The sequence below is a fragment of the Mesorhizobium sp. M0802 genome, from assembly GCF_040320115.1.
Taxonomy (GTDB): Bacteria; Pseudomonadota; Alphaproteobacteria; order Rhizobiales; family Rhizobiaceae; genus Mesorhizobium.
The window spans coordinates 179,125-202,699 of sequence record NZ_JAMYOY010000002.1; the positions used below are offsets into that span (position 1 = coordinate 179,125).

Below are 23,575 nucleotides of genomic sequence, written 5' to 3' on the forward strand. Positions count from 1 at the left end.
CTGGAACAAAAGCGATGAGCACCAAGAAGCGTAACTGGAAACCTCAGACCGCACTCGTGCACGGGGGAACGCTGCGTTCCCAGTTCGGCGAGACGTCCGAAGCGATGTACCTCACCCAAGGCTATGTCTACGAGACGGCGCAGGCTGCCGAGGCCCGTTTCAAGGGCGAGGAGCCGGGCTTCATCTATTCGCGCTATGCCAACCCTACCGTCGACATGTTCGAAAAGCGCATGTGCGCGCTGGAGGGTGCCGAAGATGCGCGCGCCACGGCGTCCGGCATGGCGGCGGTGACGGCAGCGCTCCTGTGCAGCGCCAAGGCCGGCGACCATATCGTTGCGGCGCGCGCGCTGTTCGGCTCCTGCCGCTGGGTGGTGGAGACGCTGGCGCCGAAATACGGCATCGAGGCAACGCTGGTCGACGGCACCGACATCGCCAACTGGGAAAAGGCGGTGCGGCCGAACACGAAACTGTTCTTCCTGGAAAGCCCGACCAATCCGACGCTGGAAGTGGTCGACATCGCAGCGGTGGCGGCGCTCGCCACCTCGATCGGCGCCAGGCTGATCGTCGACAATGTCTTTGCCACGCCCTTGCAGCAGAAGCCCTTGCAGCTCGGCGCCCATATCGTCGTCTACTCCGCGACCAAGCACATTGACGGCCAGGGACGCTGTCTCGGCGGCATCATCCTGTCGGACAAGAAATGGATCGACGAGAATTTGCACGACTATTTCCGCCACACCGGCCCGAGCCTGTCGCCGTTCAACGCCTGGACGTTGCTCAAGGGCCTGGAGACGCTGCCGGTTCGGGTGCGCCAGCAGACTGAAAGCGCGGCCAAGATCGCGGATTTCCTGGCAGGACGGCCGGAAATCGCCCGCGTCATCTATCCCGGCCGCGCCGACCACCCGCAGGCCGACATCGTCAAGAAGCAGATGACGGGCGGATCGACGCTGATCTGCCTCGACGTGAAGGGCGGCAAGCAGGCGGCCTTCGCCTTGCAGAACGCGCTCGACATCGTGCTGATCTCCAACAATCTCGGCGACGCCAAGAGCCTGATCACCCATCCGGCGACCACCACGCACAAGAACCTCAGCGACGAAGCTCGCGCCGAGCTTGGCATCGGGCCGGGAACGCTCAGGCTTTCGGTCGGTCTTGAGGATACGGACGATCTGCTGGAGGACGTTGCGCAGGCGCTGAAGGCAGCCGGGTAGGCCGCGAGGCGTCACGCTCCCGACGAAGCCTCTTCCAGCTCGGCTGCCTTGGTGCCGATGATCATGGTGTTGCCGCGCCAATCGACGGCGCCGCTCAGCCAGCCGCGCGCCCAGATGGCGGGAAGCATCATGTCGCGGACCATCATCGCCGGGACCATGCGCAGCGACAGATGCCAGCCCTTGGCCGCGGCCAGCGCGCATTCGGGAATGTAGGCCGCCGTCAGCACGGCCAACACCGTGGCCGGCAGGCTGATGCCGGCACTTGCTGCCGCCACCAGCGCCAACGCCAACGGCACGGCGACGCCGGTCAGGATCTCGGGTGCGAAAAACAGCGGGAAAGTGACGCGGCGCAACCGCGCCCAGCGCGCCTGACGCGACCAGATGTCGGCAAGTCGGCGCTGCCCCAGTGGTTGCTCGAAAGGCGAGGCAACGAGATTGACGCGCAGGCCCAGTCCGTTGACCAGCTTGGTTGCAGCAGCATCCTCGGCGATCTCGGCGGCCAGCGCGCGGATACCGCCATTGGTATCGAGCATCGGCTTGTTCCACAGCATGCTCTTGCCCTGGGCAAAGCCGAGGCCAAGCGCCTCGCCGGCATATTGCCAGCGCGCCTGCAGCGTGTTGAGGAACGCGCATTCGACCTCGGCCCAGAAGCCTTCCGGCCGCGAGCCGATCGGCGTCGAGCAGATAAGCCCGGTATTGGTCCGCCAGGCCGCCATCAGGTGCTGGACATAATCCCTAGGCATCAGCACGTTGGAATCCGCCAGAATAACCCAATGATTGCGCGCCGCTTCCCAGCCCTTGACGCAGTTGTTGAGCTTCGGGTTGCTGCTGACGCGGTCGTCGCCGATCAGCAGCCGGGCCGGCACGTTGGGAAACAGGACGATCGCCCTGTTTATCAGTTTGACGACGGGATCGTCGGCGTGAGCGACGCAGAAGATCAGTTCGTAGCGCGGCCAGTCGAGCGAGAAGGCTCGCTGCAGCGTCTCTTGTGTGAACGGCTCCACGCCGCGCGACGGCACGACGATCGAGACCGGTGGCTGCTCGTCGGACGGCGGAGGGATAAGGCGACGCGCTTGCAGTTTCGACGAAGCAAGCAGGATGCTGGCGAGATTGGAAAGAAGCAAAGCGGAGGAAGCGAAGGCGGCTGTGAGAGCTGGTTCCATGAGATCTGGTCACTCCGGAAAGGCCGCTCGCGGCTGCTTTGTCAGTCGACAGATGGGCCTTGAGGCGCCGGCAAGGTTTGCGCACACCAACACTGTCATGTGTCACTTAAATGACATTGTTTGTCGGCACCTCCGCTTTGAGGCTGGCAGGACATGCCGTTGTGCGCGTATCAAACCGCATAGCGCGACAAATGTTCCTTGCCGCGCAACCGGAGCAGCCCATGTATCGCGCCGTCACGCGCAACATCGAAGTGCAGGTCAGACCGTTCTACCTGGAGGACCGCTCGGACCCGGCGGAGAACCGTTATGTCTGGGGCTACCAGGTGACGATCGACAACCAGTCCGACGATTTCGTGCAGCTTATGTCGCGTTACTGGCACATCACCGACGGCAGCGGCCGGATCGAGGAAGTGCGCGGCGCCGGCGTGGTCGGCGACCAGCCTGAGCTCAATCCCGGCGACAGCTATCAATACACGTCAGGCTGCCCGCTCTCGACGCCCTCCGGCTTCATGGTCGGCCACTACACCATGCGCAACAAAAAGGGCGAGACGTTCGACGTCGCTATTCCCGCGTTTTCGCTGGATCTGCCGGGGACGCGGCGGACGGTGAATTAGGGGTTTTCTCCCCATCTCTATACGGGGAGAAATGCCCGGCAGTGCAATGAGGGGCGCCGCCGGACTCATGAGGTTATCTTCCACGCACATGACGTAGGCTATGCGCGGCCATTCACCAAAGTTCGCGCTGCCCCTCATCCGCCCTTCGGGCACCTTCTCCCCGTGAACGGGGAGAAGGAAGAGATGCTACTGAGCTGCAAACTCCGCCGGGTCGAAGTCGTACTGCTTCGAGCAGAACTCGCAGGCGACGTGGATGCCGCCATCTTCGGTGCTGTCCTTGATCTCCTGCGCGGAAAACCCCTCGAGGATGCCGCGTATCTTGTCCCTTGAGCAGGAACATTGGTCGGCGACCGGCACGCCGCCGAAGACGCGCACGCCATGTTCGTGGAACAGCCTGTAGAGCAGCCGCTCGGCGCCGATGGTCGGGTCGATCAGCTCGGTCGGCTCGATGGTGCCGAGCAGCGCCACCAGCTCGCGCCACGAATTGTCGGCCGGCTCCTGCGTCACGTCACGCGGATCGCCGTCGCCGCCCGAAATGTCCGGCACGCGCATGCGCTCGGGTGACTGCGGCAGGAACTGCGCCAGGATACCGCCGGCGCGCCACTGCTCGCGCGCACCGCCGGGGCCGGGCGTCAGTAGCTTGGCCACCGACAGCCGGAGATCGGTCGGGATCTGCTCCGACTGGCGGAAATAGGTGCGCGCGGCGTCTTCCAGCGTCTCGCCGTCGAGTTGGACGATGCCCTGATAGCGCTGCGTGTGCGCGCCCTGGTCGATGGTCAGCGCCAAAACGCCGCTGCCCAGCAGCGTCTGCTGCGAGGTCTGGCCTGCGGCCACCAGGGCCTCCAGCCGGTCGGCATCGAAGCGCGCATAGGCGCGCAATGCCGAGGGCGTGGAGAAATCCGCGACCAGCATGTCGACAGGCCCGTCGGTGCGGGTCTGCAGGATGAACTTGCCTTCAAATTTGAGCGAAGTGCCGAGCAGCACCGTCAGCACACAGGCTTCCGCCAGCAGGCGGGCGACCGGCTCGGGATAGTCATGACGGTTGAGGATGGCGTCGAGCATCGGCCCGAGCTGCACGGTGCGGCCGCGCACGTCGAGCGGGCCTACCTCGAAGGGCACGACATGATCGTCGCCGGCATAGCCGAACTCGCCGAGTTTGGGGTGATGTTCAGTCACTTGATGCGTTTCCAACATGACAAAGCTCCAGGGCGCGGCCATGCGGCCCGGAGGGGTGCATGCGTCCAAACGCGCTTGATTTGCGTGATGGGGCGCAAATAGGCATCGCGCCGCCCCGGATCAAGCGCTTGGAGATCAAGCGCCTGGAGATCAAGCGCCCAGACACCAGGCCAAAACCGCCTTCTGGGCGTGGAGCCGGTTCTCGGCTTCGTCGAAGACCACCGAATGCGGACCGTCGATGACCTCGTCGGTCACTTCCTCGCCACGATGCGCCGGCAGGCAGTGCATGAACAGGGCGTCGGGCTTGGCCCTGGCCATCAGCGCCGCATTGACCTGATAGGGCGAGAAGACATTGTGGCCGCGGGCGCGGTGTTCCTGGCCCATCGACACCCAGCAGTCGGTGACGATGCAGTCGGCTTGGTCGACGGCTTCCTCGGGCGAGCGGGTGAGGTGCAGCTTGCCGCCATTGGACTTCGACCAGTCGATGTGCTTCTGCGCCGGCTCGCTGCCTTCCGGCACGGCGACATTGAGGTTGAAGCGGAACCGCGCCGAGGCCTCGAGCAGCGAATGCAGCACGTTGTTGCCGTCGCCGGTCCAGGCGATGGTCTTGCCGGCAACCGGACCGCGATGCTCCTCGAAGGTCATGATGTCGGCCATCAGCTGACAGGGATGGGTGTCGTCGGTCAGCCCGTTGATGACCGGAATCGTGGCATTCTCGGTCAGCTCGAGCAGCCGCTCATGCGACGTGGTGCGGATCATGATGGCGTCGACATAGCGCGACAGCACCTTGGCGGTGTCGGCAATGGTCTCGGAGCGGCCGAGCTGCATTTCGGTGCCGGTCAGCATGATGGTCTCGCCGCCGAGCTGTCGCATGCCGACGTCGAAGGACACGCGCGTGCGCGTCGACGGCTTGTCGAAGATCATGGCCAGCACCTTGCCTTCGAGCGGTCTGGTCCGTTCGCCGGCCTTGAGGCGCGCCTTGCGCACCACCGCATCGTCCAGCATCAGGCGCAGATCGCCTTCGGAAACGGCGGAAAGATCGGTGAAATGGCGAAGGCTCATCGGGAATGGTTCTCGGGATTACTTCGCGGCGGCCGCGGCGATGGCGTCGGTCAGGCCCTTGGCGCCGGCGCGGATGCGATCGAGCGCTTCACCGATCTCGGCGTCGGTGACGGTCAGCGGCGGCAGCAGACGAATGACGTTGTCGCCTGCCGGCACCGCCAGCAGATGCTGGTCGCGCAGCGCCATGTTGACCTTGGTGTTGGGCATGGCGCATTTCAGGCCAAGCATCAGGCCGCTGCCCCTGATGCCTTCGATGACATCAGGAAATTCGTCGGCGACCGCCGCCAGGCCCTGCTTCATCAGCAATGCCTTGCGCTGGACGTCTTCGAGGAAGTCGTCTTCCAGCACGACGTCGAGCACAGCGTTGCCGACCGCCATGGCCAGCGGATTGCCGCCGAAAGTGGTGCCATGCACGCCTGCCGTCATGCCGACGACAGCGTCGTCGGTGGCGAGGCACGCGCCCATCGGAAAGCCGCCGCCAATGCCCTTGGCAATCGCCATGATGTCGGGCGTCACGCCGGTCCATTCATGCGCGAACAGCTTTCCGGTGCGACCGATACCGCACTGGACCTCATCGAAGATAAGCAGCAGGCCGTGCTGGTCGCAGAGCTGCCGCAGCCGTTTCAAGGATTGCGTCGGCACCGGGCGGATGCCACCCTCGCCTTGCACCGGTTCGATCAGGATCGCGGCGGTCTCTGGTGTGATCGCCTTTTCGGCGGCGTCGATGTCGTCGAAGCCGACCTGGTCGAAGCCTTCGACCTTGGGCCCAAAACCTTCGAGATATTTGTACTGGCCGCCGGCGGCGATGGTCGCCAGCGTGCGGCCGTGGAAGGCGCCTTCGAAGGTGATGACCCGGAAGCGCTCGGGATGGCCCTTGACGAACTGGTAGCGCCGCGCCGTCTTGATCGCGCATTCGAGCGCCTCGGCGCCGGAATTGGTGAAGAACACCTTGTCGGCGAAGGTGGCGTCAGCCAGCCGCTCGCCGAGCCGGGCCTGCCCCGGGATCTCGTAGAGATTGGAGACGTGCCAGAGCTTGGCCGCCTGTTCGGTCAGCGCCGAGACCAGATGCGGATGGCTGTGGCCCAACGAATTGACCGCGATGCCGCCAGCGAAATCGAGATATCGCTCGCCCTTGTCGGTAACCAGCCAGGTGCCTTCGCCATGGTCGAAGGCCAAAGGGGCGCGGGCAAAGGTCTCGTAAAGCGCCGAACCGCTCATTATATGCGTCTCCGGTACCGGAAAAATCAAAAAAGCCGCCAAAGCGGCGGCCTTTGCGGCTTATCGTGTTTTTCGGCCATGAAGTCAACGAAAACGTCGCGCAGAGGCGCGCGGCAAGCTCCCGACGAGACGCCGGCTCATAAGCGACCGGGCAAGTTGGGGAAAACCTAAAAAACCGATTCGTGTTGCACCTGGGACTCTTGTCACCGAGTCAACACATGAGGTAATTGTAGTCGGGAAATAACTAGATTTCGTGCGGCGGACCTAATCACCTAATATATGTGGTGTCTGCCCCGGCAAAGATTGCCGGGTCGGGAATGGATTTCGGCTGCCGCACACTTAGCAGGAGCGCGGTCTCATGAACTGGACTGACGAGCGGGTCGAACTTCTCAGGAAACTGTGGTCGGAGGGCTTGAGCGCAAGCCAGATCGCCGCACAACTCGGCGGGGTCAGCCGCAACGCGGTCATCGGCAAGGTGCACCGGCTGAAGCTGTCGGGCCGCGGACGCTCGACCGCGACGCCGGCGCGTCAGAAGAAGACAACGCAGGGATCTTCGATCCAGAAATCGGTGCCTCGCGCCGCAACCACGCAGCGCCATGTCACGACTTCGATCGGGGCGAACGCACTGCAGGCGCAGTTCGACGCCGAGCCAGTGGCGCGCCACTACATCCGCCCGATCGAAAACGTCGTCGTGCCGATCTCGCGGCATCTGCAGCTCACCGATCTCACCGAGCGCACCTGCAAATGGCCGAATGGCGACCCGCTGTCGGAAGACTTCAACTTCTGCGGCAACGAGGCGGCTGAAACCGGACCTTACTGCAAGTACCACGCAAGGGTGGCGTTCCAGCCGGCTTCAGAGCGGCGCAGGAGCCGGTAGTTAGGAATAGGGATTGGGGACTGGGCAGTAGGGAATGGGGTAGCGCTCGTGAGGCGCCACCTTATTCTCCCTACTGCCTACTGCCTACTGCCTACTGCCTACTGCCTACTGCCTACTGCCTACTGCCTACCATCACAGCCACCCACTCTTCCGAAATCGCCAATACAAAAACGAGCAGATCAGCGCGATCGAGACCAATACGACGGGATAGCCGTATTGCATCTTCAGTTCCGGCATGTCGTCGAAATTCATGCCGTAAATGCCGGCGAGCGCCGTCGGCACCGCCAGGATCGCCGCCCATGAGGCCAGCTTCTTGGTGTTCGCGGTTTCCTGGCTCTGGCCGACCAGCAGGCTGGCTTCGAAAGCGAACGCCAGAACCTCGCGCAGGCTGTCGATCTTTTCCTGCACGGTCCGGATATGGTCGGTGACATCGCGAAACAGCGGATGCATTGCGGTATGGATCTGCGGCAGTTCGGCGCTGGTCAGCCGGCGGCAGACCTCGACCAGCGGCAGCGCCGCATTGCGCAGGCGCAACAGATCGCGGCGCAGCATATAGAGCCGCTCGATGTCGGGACCGGTCATCGGCTTCAGCAGCACCCTGTCCTCGATCGCCTCGACCTCGTCCTCGATCTGCTCTAGCACCGGCATGTAGTTGTCGACGATGAAGTCGAGGATGGCGTAGAGGACGAAATCCTCGCCCTTGGCCAGTGAGTGCGGACAGCTTTCCCAGTGCTGGCGCACGGCGGCGTATGAGGTCGAGGGACCATGCCTGACGCTGACGATATAGCCTGAGCCGACGAACAGATGCGTCTCGCCGAAGGTGACGCGTCCGTCGATCAGCTGTGCAGTGCGGGCAACGATGAACAGTGCATCGCCATATTGCTCGATCTTCGGCCGCTGGTGCGGATGTTCGGCGTCTTCGATCGCCAGTTCGTGCAGATGAAATTGCGCCTTGACGCGCAGCAGAAGCTCGCGGTCGGGTTCGAGCAGCCCGATCCAGACGACATGGCCCGACTTCTTGGCCCATTCGCCGGCTTCCTCGATCGGTATGTCGGCGATGCGCTTGCCGGCGGTGTAGACGCTCGACGCGATGATGCCGGACGATGCCGGCGCCGGCTTGAACTCTCGGACATATTCCATCGCAGCCTCCTGAGCGCCTGGCCTTGGCCAGGAACCGAGACGCTAACATCCGGGCAGTTTAGCGCAATATGATTAAGCGTTCGAGGGGCGCGATCACTTCACCGGCAGCACCGGCAGGGCAACCTTGTCGGTCTTGTCGCCCTTGGGACGCTCGGCCGGCAACTGCTCGCCGGTGACGATGTAGTAGATCGTCTCGGCAATGTTGGTGGCGTGGTCGCCGATGCGCTCGATGTTCTTGGCGCAAAACAGCAGATGCGTGCACGGCGTGATGTTGCGCGGATCTTCCATCATGTAGGTCAAAAGCTCGCGAAACAGCGAGGTGTACATGGCGTCGATCTGGTCGTCGCGGTCGCGAACGAAGCCTATTTTCTCGACCGAGCGCGAGGCATAGACGTCGAGCACTTCCTTGAGCTGGGTCAAAGCGAGTTCGGCAAGCGCCTCGAGGCCGCGAAACAGGCTGGTCGGCTGGCGGCCGTCAATGACGCTGACCACACGCTTGGCGACGTTCTTGGCGAGGTCACCGACCCGTTCGAGGTCGGCCGAAATGCGGATGGCGCCGACGATCTCGCGCAGATCCGTCGCCATGGGCTGGCGCTTGGCGATGATGACGATGGCTTTGTCGTCGATTTCGCGCTGGCCATCGTCAAGCACGATGTCGTCACGAATGACCTTCTGGGCGAGGCCGGGATCGGCATTGACCAGCGCCTGGATCGCCTGCTCGACCATGCGCTCGGCATGGCCGCCCATCGCAGCGATGCGCTTCGCCAGGTATTTCAGCTCTTCGTCATAGGCGCTGACAATGTGTACGGACTGCATGGGCGAAATGCCTTCCTTAAATCTTTGGCCTTTTGAGTCGTTTCCTCGACCCCTGTGCTGATACGCTAGCCGGATGACAGAAAGAAGAAACAGGCAGTTAGCAGATAGTACCGCCTCAGCCTGCCGGCAAATGGACCGTGAACGCCGCGCCCTTGCCAACCTCCGACTTGATCGAAAGCCGGGCGTTGTGGCGCGTCAGAATATGCTTGACGATGGACAGGCCAAGACCGGTGCCTTTCTGCGTGCGGCTGCTCTCCACGTCGACGCGATAGAAGCGCTCGGTAATGCGCGGTATGTGCTCTTCCGGGATGCCCGGGCCGTAGTCCCTGATGGTTACATCGATGCCCGGTTCCGGGCCGGCCTCGCCCCGCGCGATCGACACCGTGACGCGTCCGCCAGGCTGGCCGTATTTGCAGGCGTTTTCCAAGAGATTCTCGAACACCTGGAACAGCTCGTCGCGGTCTCCGGGCACGTCGAGCGGCCCCTCGGCGTAGTCGCGTTCGATGACGACGCCGTTCTCGCTGGCGAGCGGGCCTAGTGAATCGATGACGCTGTCGATGGTCTGGCGCAGATCGACCTCGGTTCCCGGCCTCAGGTAAGGCTTCATTTCAAGCCTCGACAGCGACAGGAGATCGTCGATGAGGCGCGCCATGCGGCCGGTCTGGTTCTGCATGATCTGCAGGAACTGCTCGCGCGCCGCCGGATCGTTGCGGGCCGGGCCGCGCAACGTCTCGATGAAGCCCGAGATTGAAGCAAGCGGGGTGCGCAACTCGTGGCTGGCATTGGCTATGAAGTCAGCGCGCATGCGGTCGATGCGGCGCGTCTCACTCTGGTCCTTGAATACCAGCACATAGAGATCGGTGGCGTGGCCGACCGAGGACGCGCTGACCCGGTAGGCCCGTTCAACCGGCAGCTTCTCGGTGTAGTCGACGGCATCGGAGGCGACGGTTCCCGACAGCACGCCGTCGAGCAAGGCCTGCATTTCCGGCGCGCGGAATTTTAGCGACAGCGACAGGCCGGGCGCGATACCGACAAAGGCGGCAAAGGCGGCGGCATTGGCGTGGACGATGGTGGCGGTGCGGTCGAAGATGATCAGCGGATCGGCAACGGCAGCCGCAAGATATTCGCCGGAAAGCCGCTGCAGCCCGCTCGCCTCGATCGTGGCAATGGTCTCAGCAGACCGGCTGGCGCCTCCGGTTGGCAGAAGCGCGGCGGCCAGCAGCACCGTCAACGCAGCCAGGACGACATAGGCGGAGATACCGGCAAAACCATAAACGGCCATGATGGCGATCGCACCGGCGGCAAGCAGCCATCGGCTGTTCCACAGCCGGCCGGCGACGGCCTGCCCCGTGGTTGTCCGCTCTGCGCCGGTGTCAGCCATTCGTGCTTTCCGTGCTTCTGCGCCGGTCCCGCCGAAACTTCCGCTGGACCGGGTTTGAGGCCCCCCATAGCATGAGTCCGCAAGCTGGAAAGGTTCGTCTCGATGAAAAAAGCCAAGGAAAGTCCCGCCGCAGAGCCGGCAGAGGGGCCGCTGAAGATCAAGGTGGACGGCAAGGAGCGGGAGTTCGACATCGAAAACCCCGAGCTTCCCAGCTGGATCGAGGACCACAAACTGACCGCAGGCGACTACCCCTACGACAAGAAAATGAAGACCGAGGAGTATGACGAGACGCTGGAGCGGCTGCAGATCGAACTGGTCAAGGCGCAGGCCTGGCTGCAGGCGACCGGCAGCAGACTGATGTCGCTGTTCGAGGGGCGCGATGCCGCCGGCAAGGGCGGCACCATCTCGGTGCTGCGCCAGTATCTCAATCCTCGAACCGCGCGCAATGTGGCGCTGACCAAGCCGACCCCAACCGAAGTCGGGCAATGGTACTACCAGCGCTACGTCGCCCATTTCCCGACATCGGGCGAATTCGTCACCTTCGACCGGTCCTGGTACAACCGCGGCGGCGTCGAGCCGGTGATGGGCTTCTGCACACCGGAACAGCATGCAAAATTCCTCGACGAGACGCCGCATTTCGAGCGGATGATCTCCAACGACTGCATCTATTTCTTCAAATTCTGGCTCAACATCGGCCGCGAAACCCAGCTCGAACGGTTTCACGACCGCCGCTGGTCTCCGCTGAAGAACTGGAAGTTCTCGCCGATCGATATTGCCGGCATCACCAAATGGGACGACTACACCAAGGCGCGCGACCAGATGGTCGAGCGCACGCACAAGCAGTTCGCGCCCTGGATCATCGTGCGGGCCAATGACAAGCGACGCTCGCGGCTGGCCGTCATGCGGCGCATCCTGTTGTCACTGCCCTATGATGGGCGCGATCTCGACGCCATCGGCAAGGAAGACAAAAAGATCGTCGGCGAAGGGCCGTCGTTTCTCGAGAAGTAGAGACTGGCCTCGATAGGCAGAGGCTGAAATTACAGAGCCCACCCCCACACGGAGGTGGGCTCTGTGGCCATTGTCTAAAGCGCATCGCATTTGAACGGATTCACGCGACGCGCTTTAGGTCTTTGTTTCATGCATGTCGTTCTCTCAAAACCGGGGCCACTTTGAGCGACATGCATTAAAGCGCGTCGGGTGAAGACAGTCTCACGACGCCTGCCGCATGCCGAGCATGTGGGGGGTGCCCCTGGCCAACACCGGGGCGTGATGGTTGCGGCGCGAACGCACGACATCCAGCGTATGCTCGTTGAAGGTCAGCAGTGTGGCGACGACCTGCTGGTTGCCATAGGTGCGCTGGTACCCGAGCGGCGTCGCCAGGAAGTGCAACTGCAGCGTCCGCAGCACCCACACCGGCTCGACCTCGATAATGACCTGATCGACATTGCGAGCAAGGCCCCATTCGACGAAGCCGGCGATCAGTTCGGTGCCGACCGTAGACACGCCGCGCTTGCCATCGCGAAAGCCTGGCGCCACCGCGTAACGGGTTAGCTCCCAGACATTCGGTCCCGAAGGGCGCTTTCCCTCGCAGAGTTCCGGCATCACATCGCTAAGGAGATGCGGCCGTGTGGTCGGCAGCATCCGATGATAGCCTGCAAGCTCGCCATTGCGTATGACAAGGTGGTGTTCGGCCTCATCATGGTCGAATTGATCGATTTCGAGGCCGTCCGGGCGATCGAGATCGGTCCACCGCATCTCATCGACGAAGACCTTGTAACGCAGGCGATGGACGGCCTCCCATAGGTCGGGACGTTCCATCAGTTGTTGAGTGGTAAGGGAAAATAGCATTAGCCGTCTCCTGGGCTTAAGAGGAAGATACGGCCGGGCTTTCCCGAAAAAATTGCGCGAAGGTGTTGGCAAGGATTTCCAGGCTGCCACAGCCGACATGGCTAATATAGCTGCGTCTAAACGCCTCCGCGATGGCGTGCACCCTGTTGGCGACGCCGAGTCTGCTTTTGGCGTTAAGAAAGCATTAGCCGTCTCAAGAGGACGACAGGGGCCGGTCTTTTCTGAAGATATGACGCCAACAATGCGGCCATAAATTTCGGGCCGCCAGAACCGGCCTAGCTGATATAGCCGTGCCTGACTGCTTCGGCGACTGCCTGCACACGGTTGGCGGCGCCTAGTTTGCTCTTGGCGTTGAGAAGGTGTTTCTCAGAGGTATGCTCCGAGATGCCGAGGATCTGCGAAATCTCCCACTCGGATTTTCCGACCGCCGCCCATTGCAGGCATTCGCGCTCGCGCGGCGTCAATTCAATGTGATCGATAGATTTGCCGGCCGTCGTTTGAAGCTGCATGGCGCGGCCGATGGCATAGGTGGAGGCCAGCGAGACCATTGCGAATTCGGCTTCGGACAGTTCGACCGCCTCACCGCCCAGCGAGACCAGCGCGATCTGGCCTTCGAGCGTGATCAGCGGGAAGGCGAGGCCGTCACGCAGCTTGAACTGGCGGGCGTCGCGCATTACCTCGGCGCTGCTCTTGTCGGCGGGCATGCTTTGAACGGCATCGCGCCATTGGAATGGCGCCCGAAACTGCTTCAAATGGCTGACGACCGGATCGTGGTCGACGTAGTTGCGCGATAAGTAACGCTCCAGCCATTCGCTAGGCCAATCGCAGAGCAGCACATGGTCCTTCGTCTGGCTGCTTGGTGTACCGGGCTGCGGCACCGTTGCGGCTATCAGGGCCGTCAATCCGAAATTCGAGGTGACACTAAGTAGCTGCTCGCACACCGCAGCCGACGTGTCGGCACGCTGCACCCGGTCAATATATTCAAGTGTCCGGTCAAAATAACCCATCGCAACATCTACCCCATGTTGCCTACCGCTCTTGAGACCGATGCTACGTGCCTGCCCCGCACTTAGCCATCAACCCCGGATTGCAAAGCCACATCCTTAGCTTTTCTAACGCCAGCGACCGCCAACCCCGGGCCGACTCTGTGCGGCTATTTGCAACCTCGCCAAAGCATAACCCGAAATTTGCCCTTTGAAATCAAAAACAATTGTGCCTGCGCCGTTTTCGTATCACAAGCCAACGGCCAAGACGGGCGGAGTTTTTTGTGACATCACGCTGGATAACCATCGCCTTGCTGTCGATGCTGATCGGAGTGCAGCCGTTTGCCGGCGCTGTGCGGGCAGCGGAACCGCAGGTGCCGGTGCTTTGGGATGCCAAGGAGCGGCTGCCGAAGCCGGACCTTGCGGCGCTGCCGAGGCTCAGGTTCCTCACCACAACCGATTTCCCGCCCTTCAATTTTCTCGACGGCACGGGCCGACTGTCCGGCTTCCACATCGACCTGGCGCGGGCGATTTGCGCCGAACTCGACATCGCCGACAAATGCCAGATCCAGGCGCTGCCCTGGGCCGAACTCGACGACGCGTTGCAGAAGGGCGAAGGCGAGGCGATCATCGCCGGCATCGCCGCAACGCCGGAGACGCGGGCAAAGTACAGCTTTTCGCGCTCCTATCTACAGTTTCCGGCGCGCTTCATCATGCCGAAGACCAAGGCCTTCGCCGAGCCGATCCTCGACAAATTGCGCTCGAAGCGGGTCGGCGTGCTGGCCGGCTCGGCGCATGAAAAGATGCTGCGCGATTATTTCGGCACCGTGCAGATCATCCGCTTTCAACGGCCGGAAGACCTCTACAGCGACTTGAAGAGCGCCAAGATCGATGCCGCCTTCGGCGACGGCATGCGCTTTTCCTTCTGGCTGGGCGGCACGGACGCCGCCGGTTGCTGCCGCTTCGCCGGTGGACCCTACCTGGCGCCGGAATATCTGGGGTCCGGCATGACCATTGCCACCCGGGCCAGCGACCCAGCGCTGGCCGCAGCCATGGACTACGCGCTGCAGGAGATATCGGTGAAAGGCACCTTCGCCGAATTCTACCTGCGCTATTTCCCGGTCAGTTTCTTCTGATCCGGTTCCCGGTCAGCTTTTTCTGATCCGGTCCCGGTCAGCTTCCTCTAGGGGCTGGATCAGGTCAGCGTGCGCAGGCGGGCCTTCGCCCCGCGCGCGATGGCTGCGGCGGTCAGCGTGTCGAGATCGAGCTCACGCCGGATCAACTGCAGCACCCGCAATTCCTCCATGCGCATTTCTAGATCGACGGCGGCAACCTCGAAGGCCGCGGCATAGGCGGTGTCGTGCAGCCGTTCGGGCAAAGTCTCGGCGACACGCTCGAGCACGCCTTCCAACCCATCCTTTTCATGCAGCATCTTCTGGCAGTCCTGCGCAATGGCGATCAGCCTGTCCTGCTTGAAATCCTCGAACACCGGCCAGCTGCGGACGACGTCGCCGATGCGCGCCAGTTCGACATCGGTCATGTCGCGATCGGAAGCCGAGGTGATGACCATCAGGTAGATCAGGGCTTCATGGGTGGACGGCAACGGCATTCAAAACTCCTTGATAGTGAGGGTCGAAGGTAGGGACGCCACGGCGCCGTCGCAACGAAAACGCCTGATATCGTTGACGCTCCGCCCTGTCGCGCCTAGAGACCCGGTTGAAAAATCTTACCAGCCGCGAAAGCCGGCCATGACTGGAACTTTGACATGACGGGATCAAACATCGCCGATCTCAACCCCGAAATGCTTGCGGCAGCCGCCGAAAGCAAGGCCTGGCCGTTCGAGGAAGCCAAAAAGATCATCGAGCGCTACAAGGGCGGCGACTTCCCGGAGATCGTCCTGTTCGAGACCGGCTACGGCCCGTCGGGCCTGCCGCATATCGGCACGTTCGGCGAGGTCGCGCGCACCTCGATGGTGCGCCATGCCTTTCACGTGCTGACCGGGAACAAGGTCAAGACCAAGCTGCTCTGCTTCTCCGACGATATGGACGGCATGCGCAAAATCCCCGACAATGTGCCGGATCGCGCAGCGCTCGAGCCCTATCTGCATATGCCGCTGTCGGCGGTGCCCAATCCGTTCGGCGGCGACTATCCGAGCTTTGGCGACCACAACAACGCGATGCTGTGCCGCTTCCTCGACACGTTCGGCTTCGACTACGAATTCGCCAGCGCCACGCAGTACTACAAGGCCGGCCGCTTCGATGCGATGCTGGTGCGCGCCGCCGAGCGCTATGAGCAGATCATGGCGGTGATGCTGCCGACGCTGGGGCCGGAGCGGCAGGCAACCTACAGCCCGTTCCTGCCGATCTCGCCGAAGAGCGGGCGCGTGCTCTACGTGCCGATGAAGCATGTCGACGCCAAGGCCGGCAACATCACCTTCGACGATGAGGGCACCGAGACCACGCTTTCGGTGACCGGCGGGAAGGTCAAGCTGCAGTGGAAGCCGGATTTCGGCATGCGCTGGGCAGCGCTCGGCGTCGATTTCGAAATGTTCGGCAAGGACCACCAGACGAACGCGGTGATCTACGACCGCATCTGCAACATTCTCGGCGGGCGCGCGCCCGAGCATTTCGTCTACGAACTGTTCCTGGACGAGAACGGCCAGAAGATCTCGAAGTCGAAGGGCAACGGGCTGACCATCGACGAATGGCTGCGCTACGCGCCGACCGAAAGCCTCGGCCTCTATATGTATCAGCGGCCAAGGCAGGCGAAAAAGCTCTATTTCGACGTCATCCCACGCGCCGTCGACGAGTACTACACCTTCCTCAACGCCTATCCGCGCCAGGACTGGAAGGAGCGGCTGGGCAATCCGGTCTGGCACATGCATGACGGCAAGCCGCCTTCCATCGACATGCCGGTGCCGTTCTCGCTGCTGCTCAACCTGGTCAGCGCCTCCAACGCGCAAAACAAGGATGTGCTGTGGGGCTTCATCTCGCGCCATGCATCTGGCGTGACGCCGGCGACGCATCCCGAACTCGACCAGCTGGTCGGTTTCGCCATCCGCTACTTCGACGATTTCGTGAAGCCGACGAAGACCTTCCGGCCGGCCGACGATGTCGAACGCGTGGCGCTGGAAGCGCTTGGCAACGCGCTTGCTGGCCTGCCGGCCGGCGCCGACGGCGAAGCGATCCAGAACGCTTCGCTCAACGTCGCGCGCAAGATCGAACGCTATCAGGACCATTCGAAGAAGAGCCCGGACGGCGGCCCTGGTGTCTCGGGCTCTTTCTTCCAGATGATCTACCAGGTGCTGATCGGCCAGGAACGCGGACCGCGCTTCGGTTCGTTCGCAGCCCTCTACGGCATCGCCGAAACCCGCGCGCTCATTGAGCGGGCGCTGGCTGGTCAGCTGGCGGCGTAATTTCCGTCCCGGCCGGCGGCGTGTCTATCGCCGGGGCATCGAGGATCGGTTGCGACGCCGTCGGTGCCACAACAGGCGTTGGCGCCGGTGGCAGGCCGCCAAGATCGGGCGCGGCGCCGAAGACGCCCTTCTTGGCGGCGCGCGCCTTGTCGCCCGCTTCGACATAGGGGCCGGCAGCCGTGGCGCGCGCCCAGCCGTTTTCGACCAGCCACTGGCCGACATCCAGCTTGCCGATGCGGCATTCGGCGGCGATCAGCGCACGTTCGGCCTCCGGCGGCACCTTGCAGGCAACGGCCCGGCCGCGCAGGAAAGACCGGAACGCGGTGCGCGCCCTGATACCGCAAGCCCAGGACTTGCCGCCCTCGGTGCAGGTCTCATCTTGCCTGACGATGTCGATGCCGGAGACCGTCACGGAATAACCATTGGCTTCGATCAGGCCGGCGGCGGCCGCGACCGGCTGGAACAGTTTTGTTCCTCCCCAGTCGTCGACCGCTCTGCGCCCACGCGGCTTGGGCGGCCCGGCCAGCGCCAGGTCGCTCAGCGGCGCGCGTGGCTCAACCCGTTCAAGTTCTTCTACCGGCAGCGGCGGCGGAGCGATGGCCTCGGGATCGATCGCCCTCGAATGCACCTGAGGCGAGTGCATCGGAGGCTTGACGGGCCGGACCTCGGGGATCGCCGACGTCGCCGGCTCCTCGGGCACGGCCTCGGTGTCCGGGTCGATCTGGTCGACAGTAATGGCGGGGCCGTCGCGATGCAGCGCGCGACCGCCGGCGACGACAATGGCGACCATCACCGGGATCGCCAGGAGGGCTATGAGGATTTGAAGCAGACGCACCGCGAGACCTACTGGCTTGCCCAGACGATCCGCGCCACCCATTCGACATCGCGCATCGCGATGTCGCGGTCCGGGTGGTCGGGGTTGAGCGAAATCAGCACGATCGATTTCGTCGTCTGGCGGTCGAGCACCTTGGCCATGACTTCGCCGGCATTGGTCTTGACGACGACGCGGTCGCCCTTGCGGGTAGCGGCGCCCGGCTCGACGATCAGCACATCGCCATTGCGGTACAGCGGCAGCATGGAATCGCCCTGCACCTTCAACGCATAGGAGGTTTCGGTCGCCCGTGCCGGAAGCTCGACAAGGTCCCAGCCCTGGCCTGAGGGATAGCCGGCATCATCGAAGAAGCCGCCGGCGCCGGCCTGGGCAAAGCCGAGCAGCGGCACCGCCGAACGCTGCGCGGCTACCGAGCCCGAAGCGGCCTTGGCACGGCCTTCGACCAGCCCGGTGAATTCGTCGAGCGAGGCGCCGGTCGCCTCGATGATCTTCGCCAGCGATTCGGTCGACGGCCAGCGCGGCCGTCCATCCGAGGACAGCCGCTTCGATTTGTTGAAAGCGGTGGAGTCCAGACCGGCTCGCCGGGCCAGGCCGGAGGCCGACAACGAATAGCGCTCAGCGAGAGCGTCGATGGCTGCCCAAACTCGGTCATGCGAGAGCAATTCGCTCTCCTCAAAACAGGAAAAAATACCTTTTCCTTCTAACGCGCGGTCATCCGATTGTCCACCGGCGCGCGGCCCGATCCCCTAAAAAGCTGTGTGCGGCGAAGTCGTCATGGATGCCTCAAACTGCCTTGGCAAGGCTGCGCAATCCCTGGTCGGAGCTCATGAAACCCCGCTCGGCCTAGGTCGGCGGTCGCGGTTGAACGGAGCGGGCAAGCGTACTGTTGGACGCGCCAAGGACGCTGTAGCATTTTGATTTGGCGCATGACCCCGAAAATCGATTCCGATTTTCGGGGTCATGCGCGAGGTCGGCGAGCATCATGTAGCGGGCGTTGTTGAGATGGAGGTTGAAGTCGATCTCGGTCGGCAGGCAGCGAAAAGCCAGTCGGCTTTCGCTACCGACCGCATAAGGCCACGGCGCCTTGCCGTGGCCATCATGCGCGCAAGGCGCCCCCAGACGTACATGGGGCGCTAGCTCAAGCGGCCTTCTTCACCTCGCCTTTCGCATAGGGATCGAAGCGCTGGTAGAAGGTCTCGCCCTTCTCGGCCAGGTCGAGCAGCAGCTTTGGCGCCTTGAACTCGGCGCCGTATTTCTTCTGCAGGCCTTTGGCTATTCTGACGAACTCCCTGGCGCCGATGCCGTCAATATAGGACAGCGCGCCGCCGGTGAATGGCGCGAATCCAAAGGCGAGGATCGACCCGAGATCGGCCTCGCGCGGATCGGTGACGATGCCTTCCTCCATCACCCGGGCCGCTTCCAGCGCAATGGTGACCAGCAGGCGCTGCTGCAGTTCCTCATAATCGACCTTCTCGGCCTCCAGCTGCGGATAGAGATCCTTCAGGCCCGGCCACAGCTTCTTCCTGGCGGGCTTGGCGGGATAGTCGTAAAAACCCTTGCCGTTTTTGCGGCCGAAGCGGCCATGGGTGTCGACCAGCGTGTTGATCAACGCCATCTGCCTGGGGTCGACGGCCTTGTCGCCGAGGTCCCTGATGGTCTGCTTCATGATCTTCTGGGCAAGGTCGATCGCCGTCTCGTCGGTCAGGGCCAGGGGGCCGACCGGCATGCCGGCGGCCTTGGCGGCGTTCTCGATCATCGGCGCCGGAACGCCTTCGATCAGCATCTTGTAGGCTTCCGACATGTAGCGCAGCACGCAGCGGTTGACGTAGAAGCCGCGCGTGTCGTTGACGACGATCGGCGTCTTCTTGATGGCGCGCACGAAATCGATCGCGGTGGCCAGCGCCTTGTCGCCGGTCTTCTTGCCCAAAATGATCTCGACCAGCATCATCTTGTCGACCGGCGAGAAGAAGTGGATGCCGACGAAATTCTTCGGCCGCGCCGAATTCTTGGCCAGTGCGGTGATCGGGATGGTCGAGGTGTTGGAGGCGAAGATCGCCGACGATTTCAGCACGGCTTCGGCCTGCTCGGTGGCAGCCTTCTTGACGGCCGAATCCTCGAACACCGCCTCGACCACCAGATCGCAGCCGGCGAGATCGGCATAGTCGGCCGACGGCGTGATCAGCGACAGAAGTCTGTCCTTCTCCTCGGGCTTGACGCGGCCCTTCTTGACCTGATCGGAGATCAGGCTGTCGGAATGCGTCTTGCCCTTTTCGGCCGACGCCATGTCGCGGTCGAGCAGGACGACCGGGATGCCAGCCTTGGCGGTGACAAAGGCGATGCCGGCGCCCATGAAGCCGGCGCCGAGAATACCGATCTTCTTGAACTTGGTCTCCGGCACGCCGGCCGGGCGGCGGGCGCCCTTGTTGAGCTCCTGCAGCGAGACGAACAGCGAGCGGATCATCGCTGCTGCTTCCTTCGACTGCATGATTTCGGTGAAATAGCGCTGTTCGATCCGCAGACCGGTGTCGAACGGCACCAGCAGGCCTTCATAGACGCATTTCAGGATCGCCGCGGCGGCCGGATAATTGCCGTAGGTCTCGCGGCGCAGGATGGCGATGGCCGGCGGCCACAGATTGAAGCCGGCCGGCGTATAGATTTGGCCGCCAGGCAGCTTGAAGCCCTTCTCGTCCCAGGGCTGGACGGCTTTCAGGCCGTTCCTGATCATCGCCTTGGCGGTCTCGATCAGCTTGCCGGGTTCGGCGATCTCGTGGATCAGCCCCATCGCCTTGGCTTTCTGCGGCGACAGCGTCTGGCCGGTGGTCAGCATCTGCAACGCCTGCTGCTGGTCGGTCAGGCGCGGCACGCGTTGGGTGCCACCGGCGCCGGGGAAGATGCCGACCTTGACTTCCGGCAAGGCCATCTTGACCTTTTCGGAGTCAGCGGCAACGCGGCCATGACAGGCCAGCGACAGCTCGAACGCGCCACCCATGCAGGTGCCGTTGATCGCCGAGACCCAAGGCTTGCCCGACGTTTCGAGCTTGCGCCACAAGCCACCCATGCGGCCGGCATTGTCGAACAAAAGCTGTGCCGCCTTCTCCGGGTCCTTGGTCTTCTCCTTGGCAAATACGGCCAGCATCTTCTGCAGCATGGTCAGGTCGGCGCCGCCGGAGAAGCTGTCCTTTCCCGAGGTGATCACCGCGCCCTTGATGGCGGCGTCGGCCACCACATGGTCGATGATCTTCTCGAGCTCGTTCATCACCTCTTCGGTGAAGACGTTCATCGAGCGGTCCGGCATGTTCCAGGTGACCAGCGCGATGCCGTCTGCGTCGGTGTCGACCGTGAAGTTTGTATAAGTCATGTCTCTCTCCTTCCGGCCGAAAATCAGACGCGTTCGATAATCGTTGCGGTGCCCATGCCGGCGCCGATGCAGAGCGTCACCAGAGCGGTGTTCAAATCGCGGCGCTCGAGCTCGTCCAGCACCGTGCCCAGGATCATCGCGCCGGTGGCGCCGAGCGGATGGCCCATGGCGATGGCGCCGCCATTGACGTTGATCTTGTCGTGCGGGATTTCGAATGCCTGCATGTAGCGCAGCACCACTGAGGCGAAGGCCTCGTTGAGCTCGAACAGGTCGATATCCGACAGCTTCATCTTGGCGCGCTTCAGAAGCTTCTCGGTGACGTCGACCGGACCGGTAAGCATCAGCACCGGCTCGGAGCCGATGTTGGCAAAGGCGCGGATGCGGGCGCGTGGCTTCAGGCCCATCGTCTTGCCGGCCTTCTTCGAGCCGAGCAGTACGGCGGCCGCACCATCGACGATGCCGGACGAGTTGCCGGCATGGTGGACGTGGTTGACCTCTTCGACTTCCGGATGCTTCTGCACGGCGACCGCGTCGAAGCCGCCCATTTCGCCAGGCATGACGAAGGACGGGTTGAGCGAGGCCAGCGACTGCATGTCGGTCGACGGCCGCATATGCTCGTCATGATCGAGGATGGTGAGGCCGTTCTGGTCCTTGATCGGTATGACGGAGTTCTTGAAACGGCCATCGGCCCAGGCCTTGCCCGCACGCTTCTGGCTCTCGACCGCATAGGCATCGACGTCGTCGCGCGAAAAACCGTATTTGGTGGCGATCAGGTCGGCCGAAATGCCTTGCGGCACGAACCAGCCGGGCAGGCCGACGGACGGGTCCATGAACCACGCGCCGCCCGAGGCGCCCATGCCGACGCGCGACATCGATTCCACGCCGCCTGCAATGACGATCTCGTCGGCGCCTTGAGCGATCTTGGCGGCGCCGAAATTGATGGCGTCGAGGCCTGAGGCGCAGAAGCGCGAAATCTGCATGCCCGGCGCCTTGTTATCGTAGCCGGCCTCGAAGGCGGCGGCACGCGGAATGACGGAGCCGGCTTCGCCGACCGGATCGACGCAGCCGAAGATGATGTCGTCGACGTTTGCAGTGTCGAGGCCGTTGCGGTCGCGCAACGCTTCAAGCGTCCTGGCCGCAAGCCGCACCGCCGGCACCTCGTGCAGCGAGCCATCCTTCTTGCCCTTGCCGCGCGGTGTGCGCACGGCGTCATAGACATAAGCTTCAGCCATTTGCTTGCTCCTTGCTTTGCCGACGTCGCTCTCAGAGAGAGCGGCCGATCAGCAATTTCATGATCTCGTTGGTGCCGCCGTAGATGCGCTGGACGCGGGCGTCGCGGAACATGCGGGCGATCGGATATTCATTCATGTAGCCATAGCCGCCATGCAATTGAAGGCATTCGTCGACGACTTTTCCCTGCAGGTCCGAGAGCCAGTATTTCGCCATCGACGCCGTCACCGGATCCAGCCCGCCATTGATGTGGCGGGTGACGCAATCATTGTAGAAGACGCGGCCGATGGTGGCCTCGGTCTTCAGTTCGGCGAGCTTGAACTGGGTGTTCTGGAACTCGATGATCGCTTTGCCGAAGGCCTTGCGGTCCTTGACGTAGTCGATGGTCAGAGCAAGCGCGCGCTCGATCATGGCGATCGCGCCGGTGCCGATCTGCAGGCGCTCCTGCGGCAATTGCTGCATCAGCTGGATGAAGCCCTGTCCCTCTTCGTGGCCAAGCAGGTTCGAGGTCGGCACGCGCAGATCATTGAAGAACAGCTCCGACGTGTCGTTGGCCTTCAGGCCGATCTTGTCGAGGTTGCGGCCGCGTTCGAAGCCTTCGGCCTCGTCGGCCTCGACGACGATCAGCGAGGTGCCCTTGGCGCCTTTGGCCGGATCGGTCTTGGTGACGACGATGATGAAATTGGCCAGCTGGCCGTTGGTTATGAAGGTCTTGGAACCGTTGATCTTGTACTGGTTGCCGTCCTTCTCGGCCCGCGTCTTGACGCCTTGCAGGTCGGAGCCGGCGCCCGGCTCGGTCATGGCGATGGCGCCGATCAGTTCGCCGGTTGCCAGCTTCGGCAGCCATTTCTTCTTCTGCTCCTCGGAGCCGTAATGAAGGATGTAAGGGGCAACGATCGCATTGTGCAGGCCGATGCCGAAACCGTCGACGCCGACATGGCCGATCGCCTCGATGATGGCGCTCTCATGCGCGAAGGTGCCGCCGGAGCCGCCATATTCCTCCGGCATCGAGGCGCAGAGCAGGCCGGCGGAACCTGCCTTGCGCCAGCTCTCGCGGTCGACCATCTCGTTCTTCTCGAACTCGTCGTAGCGCGGCGCGATCTCTTCCGACATGAAGCGATGCGCCATGTCGTAGAGCATGCCGACTTCGTCCGCCGCCCAGGCGGGCTTCGGCAAGGAGAGCACTTCGGCTGGATTTGTCATGCCGTTTCTCCCGCGCCAACGTCCCCCTCCCCCTCGAGGGGAGGGTGGCCGCGA

General features: G+C 63.0%; 21 protein-coding genes and 1 pseudogene. 6 read left to right on the plus strand and 16 right to left on the minus strand.

Annotated features, from left to right (window positions below; all coding sequences use genetic code 11):
* The first annotated feature begins 14 nt into the window (after nt 1-14).
* Complete coding sequence (locus NKI10_RS04120; protein WP_023669633.1) at nt 15-1,205, plus strand: O-succinylhomoserine sulfhydrylase; 1,191 nt, start codon at nt 15-17, stop codon at nt 1,203-1,205.
* A gap of 11 nt (nt 1,206-1,216) precedes the next feature.
* On the opposite strand, the gene NKI10_RS04125 is transcribed toward NKI10_RS04120, so the two are convergent.
* The gene (locus tag NKI10_RS04125) at nt 1,217-2,368 is read right to left on the minus strand and encodes a ceramide glucosyltransferase (protein WP_023750002.1); all 1,152 of its coding nucleotides are present in this window, start codon (nt 2,366-2,368) and stop codon (nt 1,217-1,219) included.
* Nucleotides 2,369-2,589: 221 nt separating this feature from the next.
* Between NKI10_RS04125 and apaG the strand changes: the two genes are divergently transcribed.
* Nucleotides 2,590-2,982 (plus strand): Co2+/Mg2+ efflux facilitator ApaG/CorD, encoded by a 393-nt coding sequence (gene apaG, locus NKI10_RS04130; RefSeq protein ID WP_023681948.1) that lies wholly within the window; start codon nt 2,590-2,592, stop codon nt 2,980-2,982.
* A gap of 186 nt (nt 2,983-3,168) precedes the next feature.
* On the opposite strand, the gene NKI10_RS04135 is transcribed toward apaG, so the two are convergent.
* The 3 genes from NKI10_RS04135 to NKI10_RS04145 form a co-directional block, all read right to left on the minus strand.
* Complete coding sequence (locus tag NKI10_RS04135) at nt 3,169-4,200, minus strand: Hsp33 family molecular chaperone (RefSeq protein WP_027049368.1); 1,032 nt, start codon at nt 4,198-4,200, stop codon at nt 3,169-3,171.
* A gap of 108 nt (nt 4,201-4,308) precedes the next feature.
* Nucleotides 4,309-5,220: an ornithine carbamoyltransferase gene (gene argF / locus NKI10_RS04140; RefSeq protein WP_352858814.1), complete on the minus strand. Its 912-nt coding sequence runs from the start codon at nt 5,218-5,220 to the stop codon at nt 4,309-4,311.
* An 18-nt stretch (nt 5,221-5,238) separates the two neighbouring features.
* A complete protein-coding gene (locus tag NKI10_RS04145) occupies nt 5,239-6,438 on the minus strand; it encodes an aspartate aminotransferase family protein (RefSeq protein ID WP_352858816.1) in 1,200 nt (399 codons plus the stop codon).
* Nucleotides 6,439-6,796: 358 nt separating this feature from the next.
* On the opposite strand from NKI10_RS04145, the gene NKI10_RS04150 reads away from it, so the two are divergent.
* Nucleotides 6,797-7,315, plus strand: a complete 519-nt coding sequence (locus NKI10_RS04150) for a GcrA family cell cycle regulator (protein ID WP_352858818.1) — start codon at nt 6,797-6,799, stop codon at nt 7,313-7,315.
* Nucleotides 7,316-7,447: 132 nt separating this feature from the next.
* Here the strand turns inward: NKI10_RS04150 and NKI10_RS04155 are convergent, their stop codons facing one another.
* The 3 genes from NKI10_RS04155 to NKI10_RS04165 all read right to left on the minus strand — a co-directional run bounded on the left by NKI10_RS04155 (nt 7,448) and on the right by NKI10_RS04165 (nt 10,652).
* On the minus strand, nt 7,448-8,455 hold the full coding sequence (locus NKI10_RS04155; RefSeq protein ID WP_023692534.1) for a magnesium and cobalt transport protein CorA: 1,008 nt from the start codon (nt 8,453-8,455) through the stop codon (nt 7,448-7,450).
* Between the two features lie 93 nt (nt 8,456-8,548).
* On the minus strand, nt 8,549-9,271 hold the full coding sequence (phoU, locus tag NKI10_RS04160; protein ID WP_023696693.1) for a phosphate signaling complex protein PhoU: 723 nt from the start codon (nt 9,269-9,271) through the stop codon (nt 8,549-8,551).
* Nucleotides 9,272-9,386: 115 nt separating this feature from the next.
* Nucleotides 9,387-10,652: an ATP-binding protein gene (locus NKI10_RS04165; protein ID WP_023726832.1), complete on the minus strand. Its 1,266-nt coding sequence runs from the start codon at nt 10,650-10,652 to the stop codon at nt 9,387-9,389.
* Nucleotides 10,653-10,754: 102 nt separating this feature from the next.
* Here NKI10_RS04165 and ppk2 point away from each other — a divergent pair, with 102 nt between their 5' ends.
* Nucleotides 10,755-11,660 (plus strand): polyphosphate kinase 2, encoded by a 906-nt coding sequence (ppk2, locus tag NKI10_RS04170; protein ID WP_352858820.1) that lies wholly within the window; start codon nt 10,755-10,757, stop codon nt 11,658-11,660.
* A gap of 201 nt (nt 11,661-11,861) precedes the next feature.
* Here ppk2 and NKI10_RS04175 read toward each other — a convergent pair whose 3' ends face one another.
* Both NKI10_RS04175 and NKI10_RS04180 read right to left on the minus strand, forming a co-directional pair.
* Nucleotides 11,862-12,500 carry an acyl-homoserine-lactone synthase gene (locus tag NKI10_RS04175; protein ID WP_023681954.1) on the minus strand — a complete coding sequence of 213 codons (639 nt, stop codon included), beginning with the start codon at nt 12,498-12,500 and terminating at the stop codon, nt 11,862-11,864.
* 275 nt (nt 12,501-12,775) lie between these two features.
* On the minus strand, nt 12,776-13,507 hold the full coding sequence (locus NKI10_RS04180) for a helix-turn-helix transcriptional regulator (RefSeq protein ID WP_023669621.1): 732 nt from the start codon (nt 13,505-13,507) through the stop codon (nt 12,776-12,778).
* Nucleotides 13,508-13,803: 296 nt separating this feature from the next.
* On the opposite strand from NKI10_RS04180, the gene NKI10_RS04185 reads away from it, so the two are divergent.
* Nucleotides 13,804-14,619 carry an ABC transporter substrate-binding protein gene (locus NKI10_RS04185; RefSeq protein ID WP_050586840.1) on the plus strand — a complete coding sequence of 272 codons (816 nt, stop codon included), beginning with the start codon at nt 13,804-13,806 and terminating at the stop codon, nt 14,617-14,619.
* Nucleotides 14,620-14,678: 59 nt separating this feature from the next.
* Here the strand turns inward: NKI10_RS04185 and NKI10_RS04190 are convergent, their stop codons facing one another.
* Nucleotides 14,679-15,092 carry a tellurite resistance TerB family protein gene (locus tag NKI10_RS04190; protein WP_352858822.1) on the minus strand — a complete coding sequence of 138 codons (414 nt, stop codon included), beginning with the start codon at nt 15,090-15,092 and terminating at the stop codon, nt 14,679-14,681.
* Nucleotides 15,093-15,248: 156 nt separating this feature from the next.
* On the opposite strand from NKI10_RS04190, the gene NKI10_RS04195 reads away from it, so the two are divergent.
* Nucleotides 15,249-16,898: a lysine--tRNA ligase gene (locus NKI10_RS04195; RefSeq protein WP_352858824.1), complete on the plus strand. Its 1,650-nt coding sequence runs from the start codon at nt 15,249-15,251 to the stop codon at nt 16,896-16,898.
* On the opposite strand, the gene NKI10_RS04200 is transcribed toward NKI10_RS04195, so the two are convergent.
* The 6 genes and pseudogenes from NKI10_RS04200 to NKI10_RS04220 all read right to left on the minus strand — a co-directional run bounded on the left by NKI10_RS04200 (nt 16,861) and on the right by NKI10_RS04220 (nt 23,521).
* A complete protein-coding gene (locus tag NKI10_RS04200; protein WP_352858826.1) occupies nt 16,861-17,733 on the minus strand; it encodes a thermonuclease family protein in 873 nt (290 codons plus the stop codon). The two genes, NKI10_RS04195 and NKI10_RS04200, sit on opposite strands and share 38 nt — an antisense overlap.
* A gap of 8 nt (nt 17,734-17,741) precedes the next feature.
* Nucleotides 17,742-18,392, minus strand: a complete 651-nt coding sequence (locus NKI10_RS04205; protein ID WP_023681959.1) for a S24 family peptidase — start codon at nt 18,390-18,392, stop codon at nt 17,742-17,744.
* Between the two features lie 304 nt (nt 18,393-18,696).
* Nucleotides 18,697-18,857: pseudogene (locus tag NKI10_RS30905) on the minus strand (thioesterase family protein); the annotation flags it as partial.
* An 11-nt stretch (nt 18,858-18,868) separates the two neighbouring features.
* Entirely contained in the window at nt 18,869-21,088 is a 2,220-nt protein-coding gene (locus NKI10_RS04210; RefSeq protein WP_023681960.1) for a 3-hydroxyacyl-CoA dehydrogenase NAD-binding domain-containing protein, read from the minus strand.
* A 23-nt stretch (nt 21,089-21,111) separates the two neighbouring features.
* Nucleotides 21,112-22,320: an acetyl-CoA C-acetyltransferase gene (locus NKI10_RS04215; RefSeq protein ID WP_023669613.1), complete on the minus strand. Its 1,209-nt coding sequence runs from the start codon at nt 22,318-22,320 to the stop codon at nt 21,112-21,114.
* A gap of 31 nt (nt 22,321-22,351) precedes the next feature.
* Nucleotides 22,352-23,521, minus strand: a complete 1,170-nt coding sequence (locus NKI10_RS04220; protein ID WP_023681961.1) for an acyl-CoA dehydrogenase family protein — start codon at nt 23,519-23,521, stop codon at nt 22,352-22,354.
* Between the last annotated feature and the right edge of the window lie 54 nt (nt 23,522-23,575).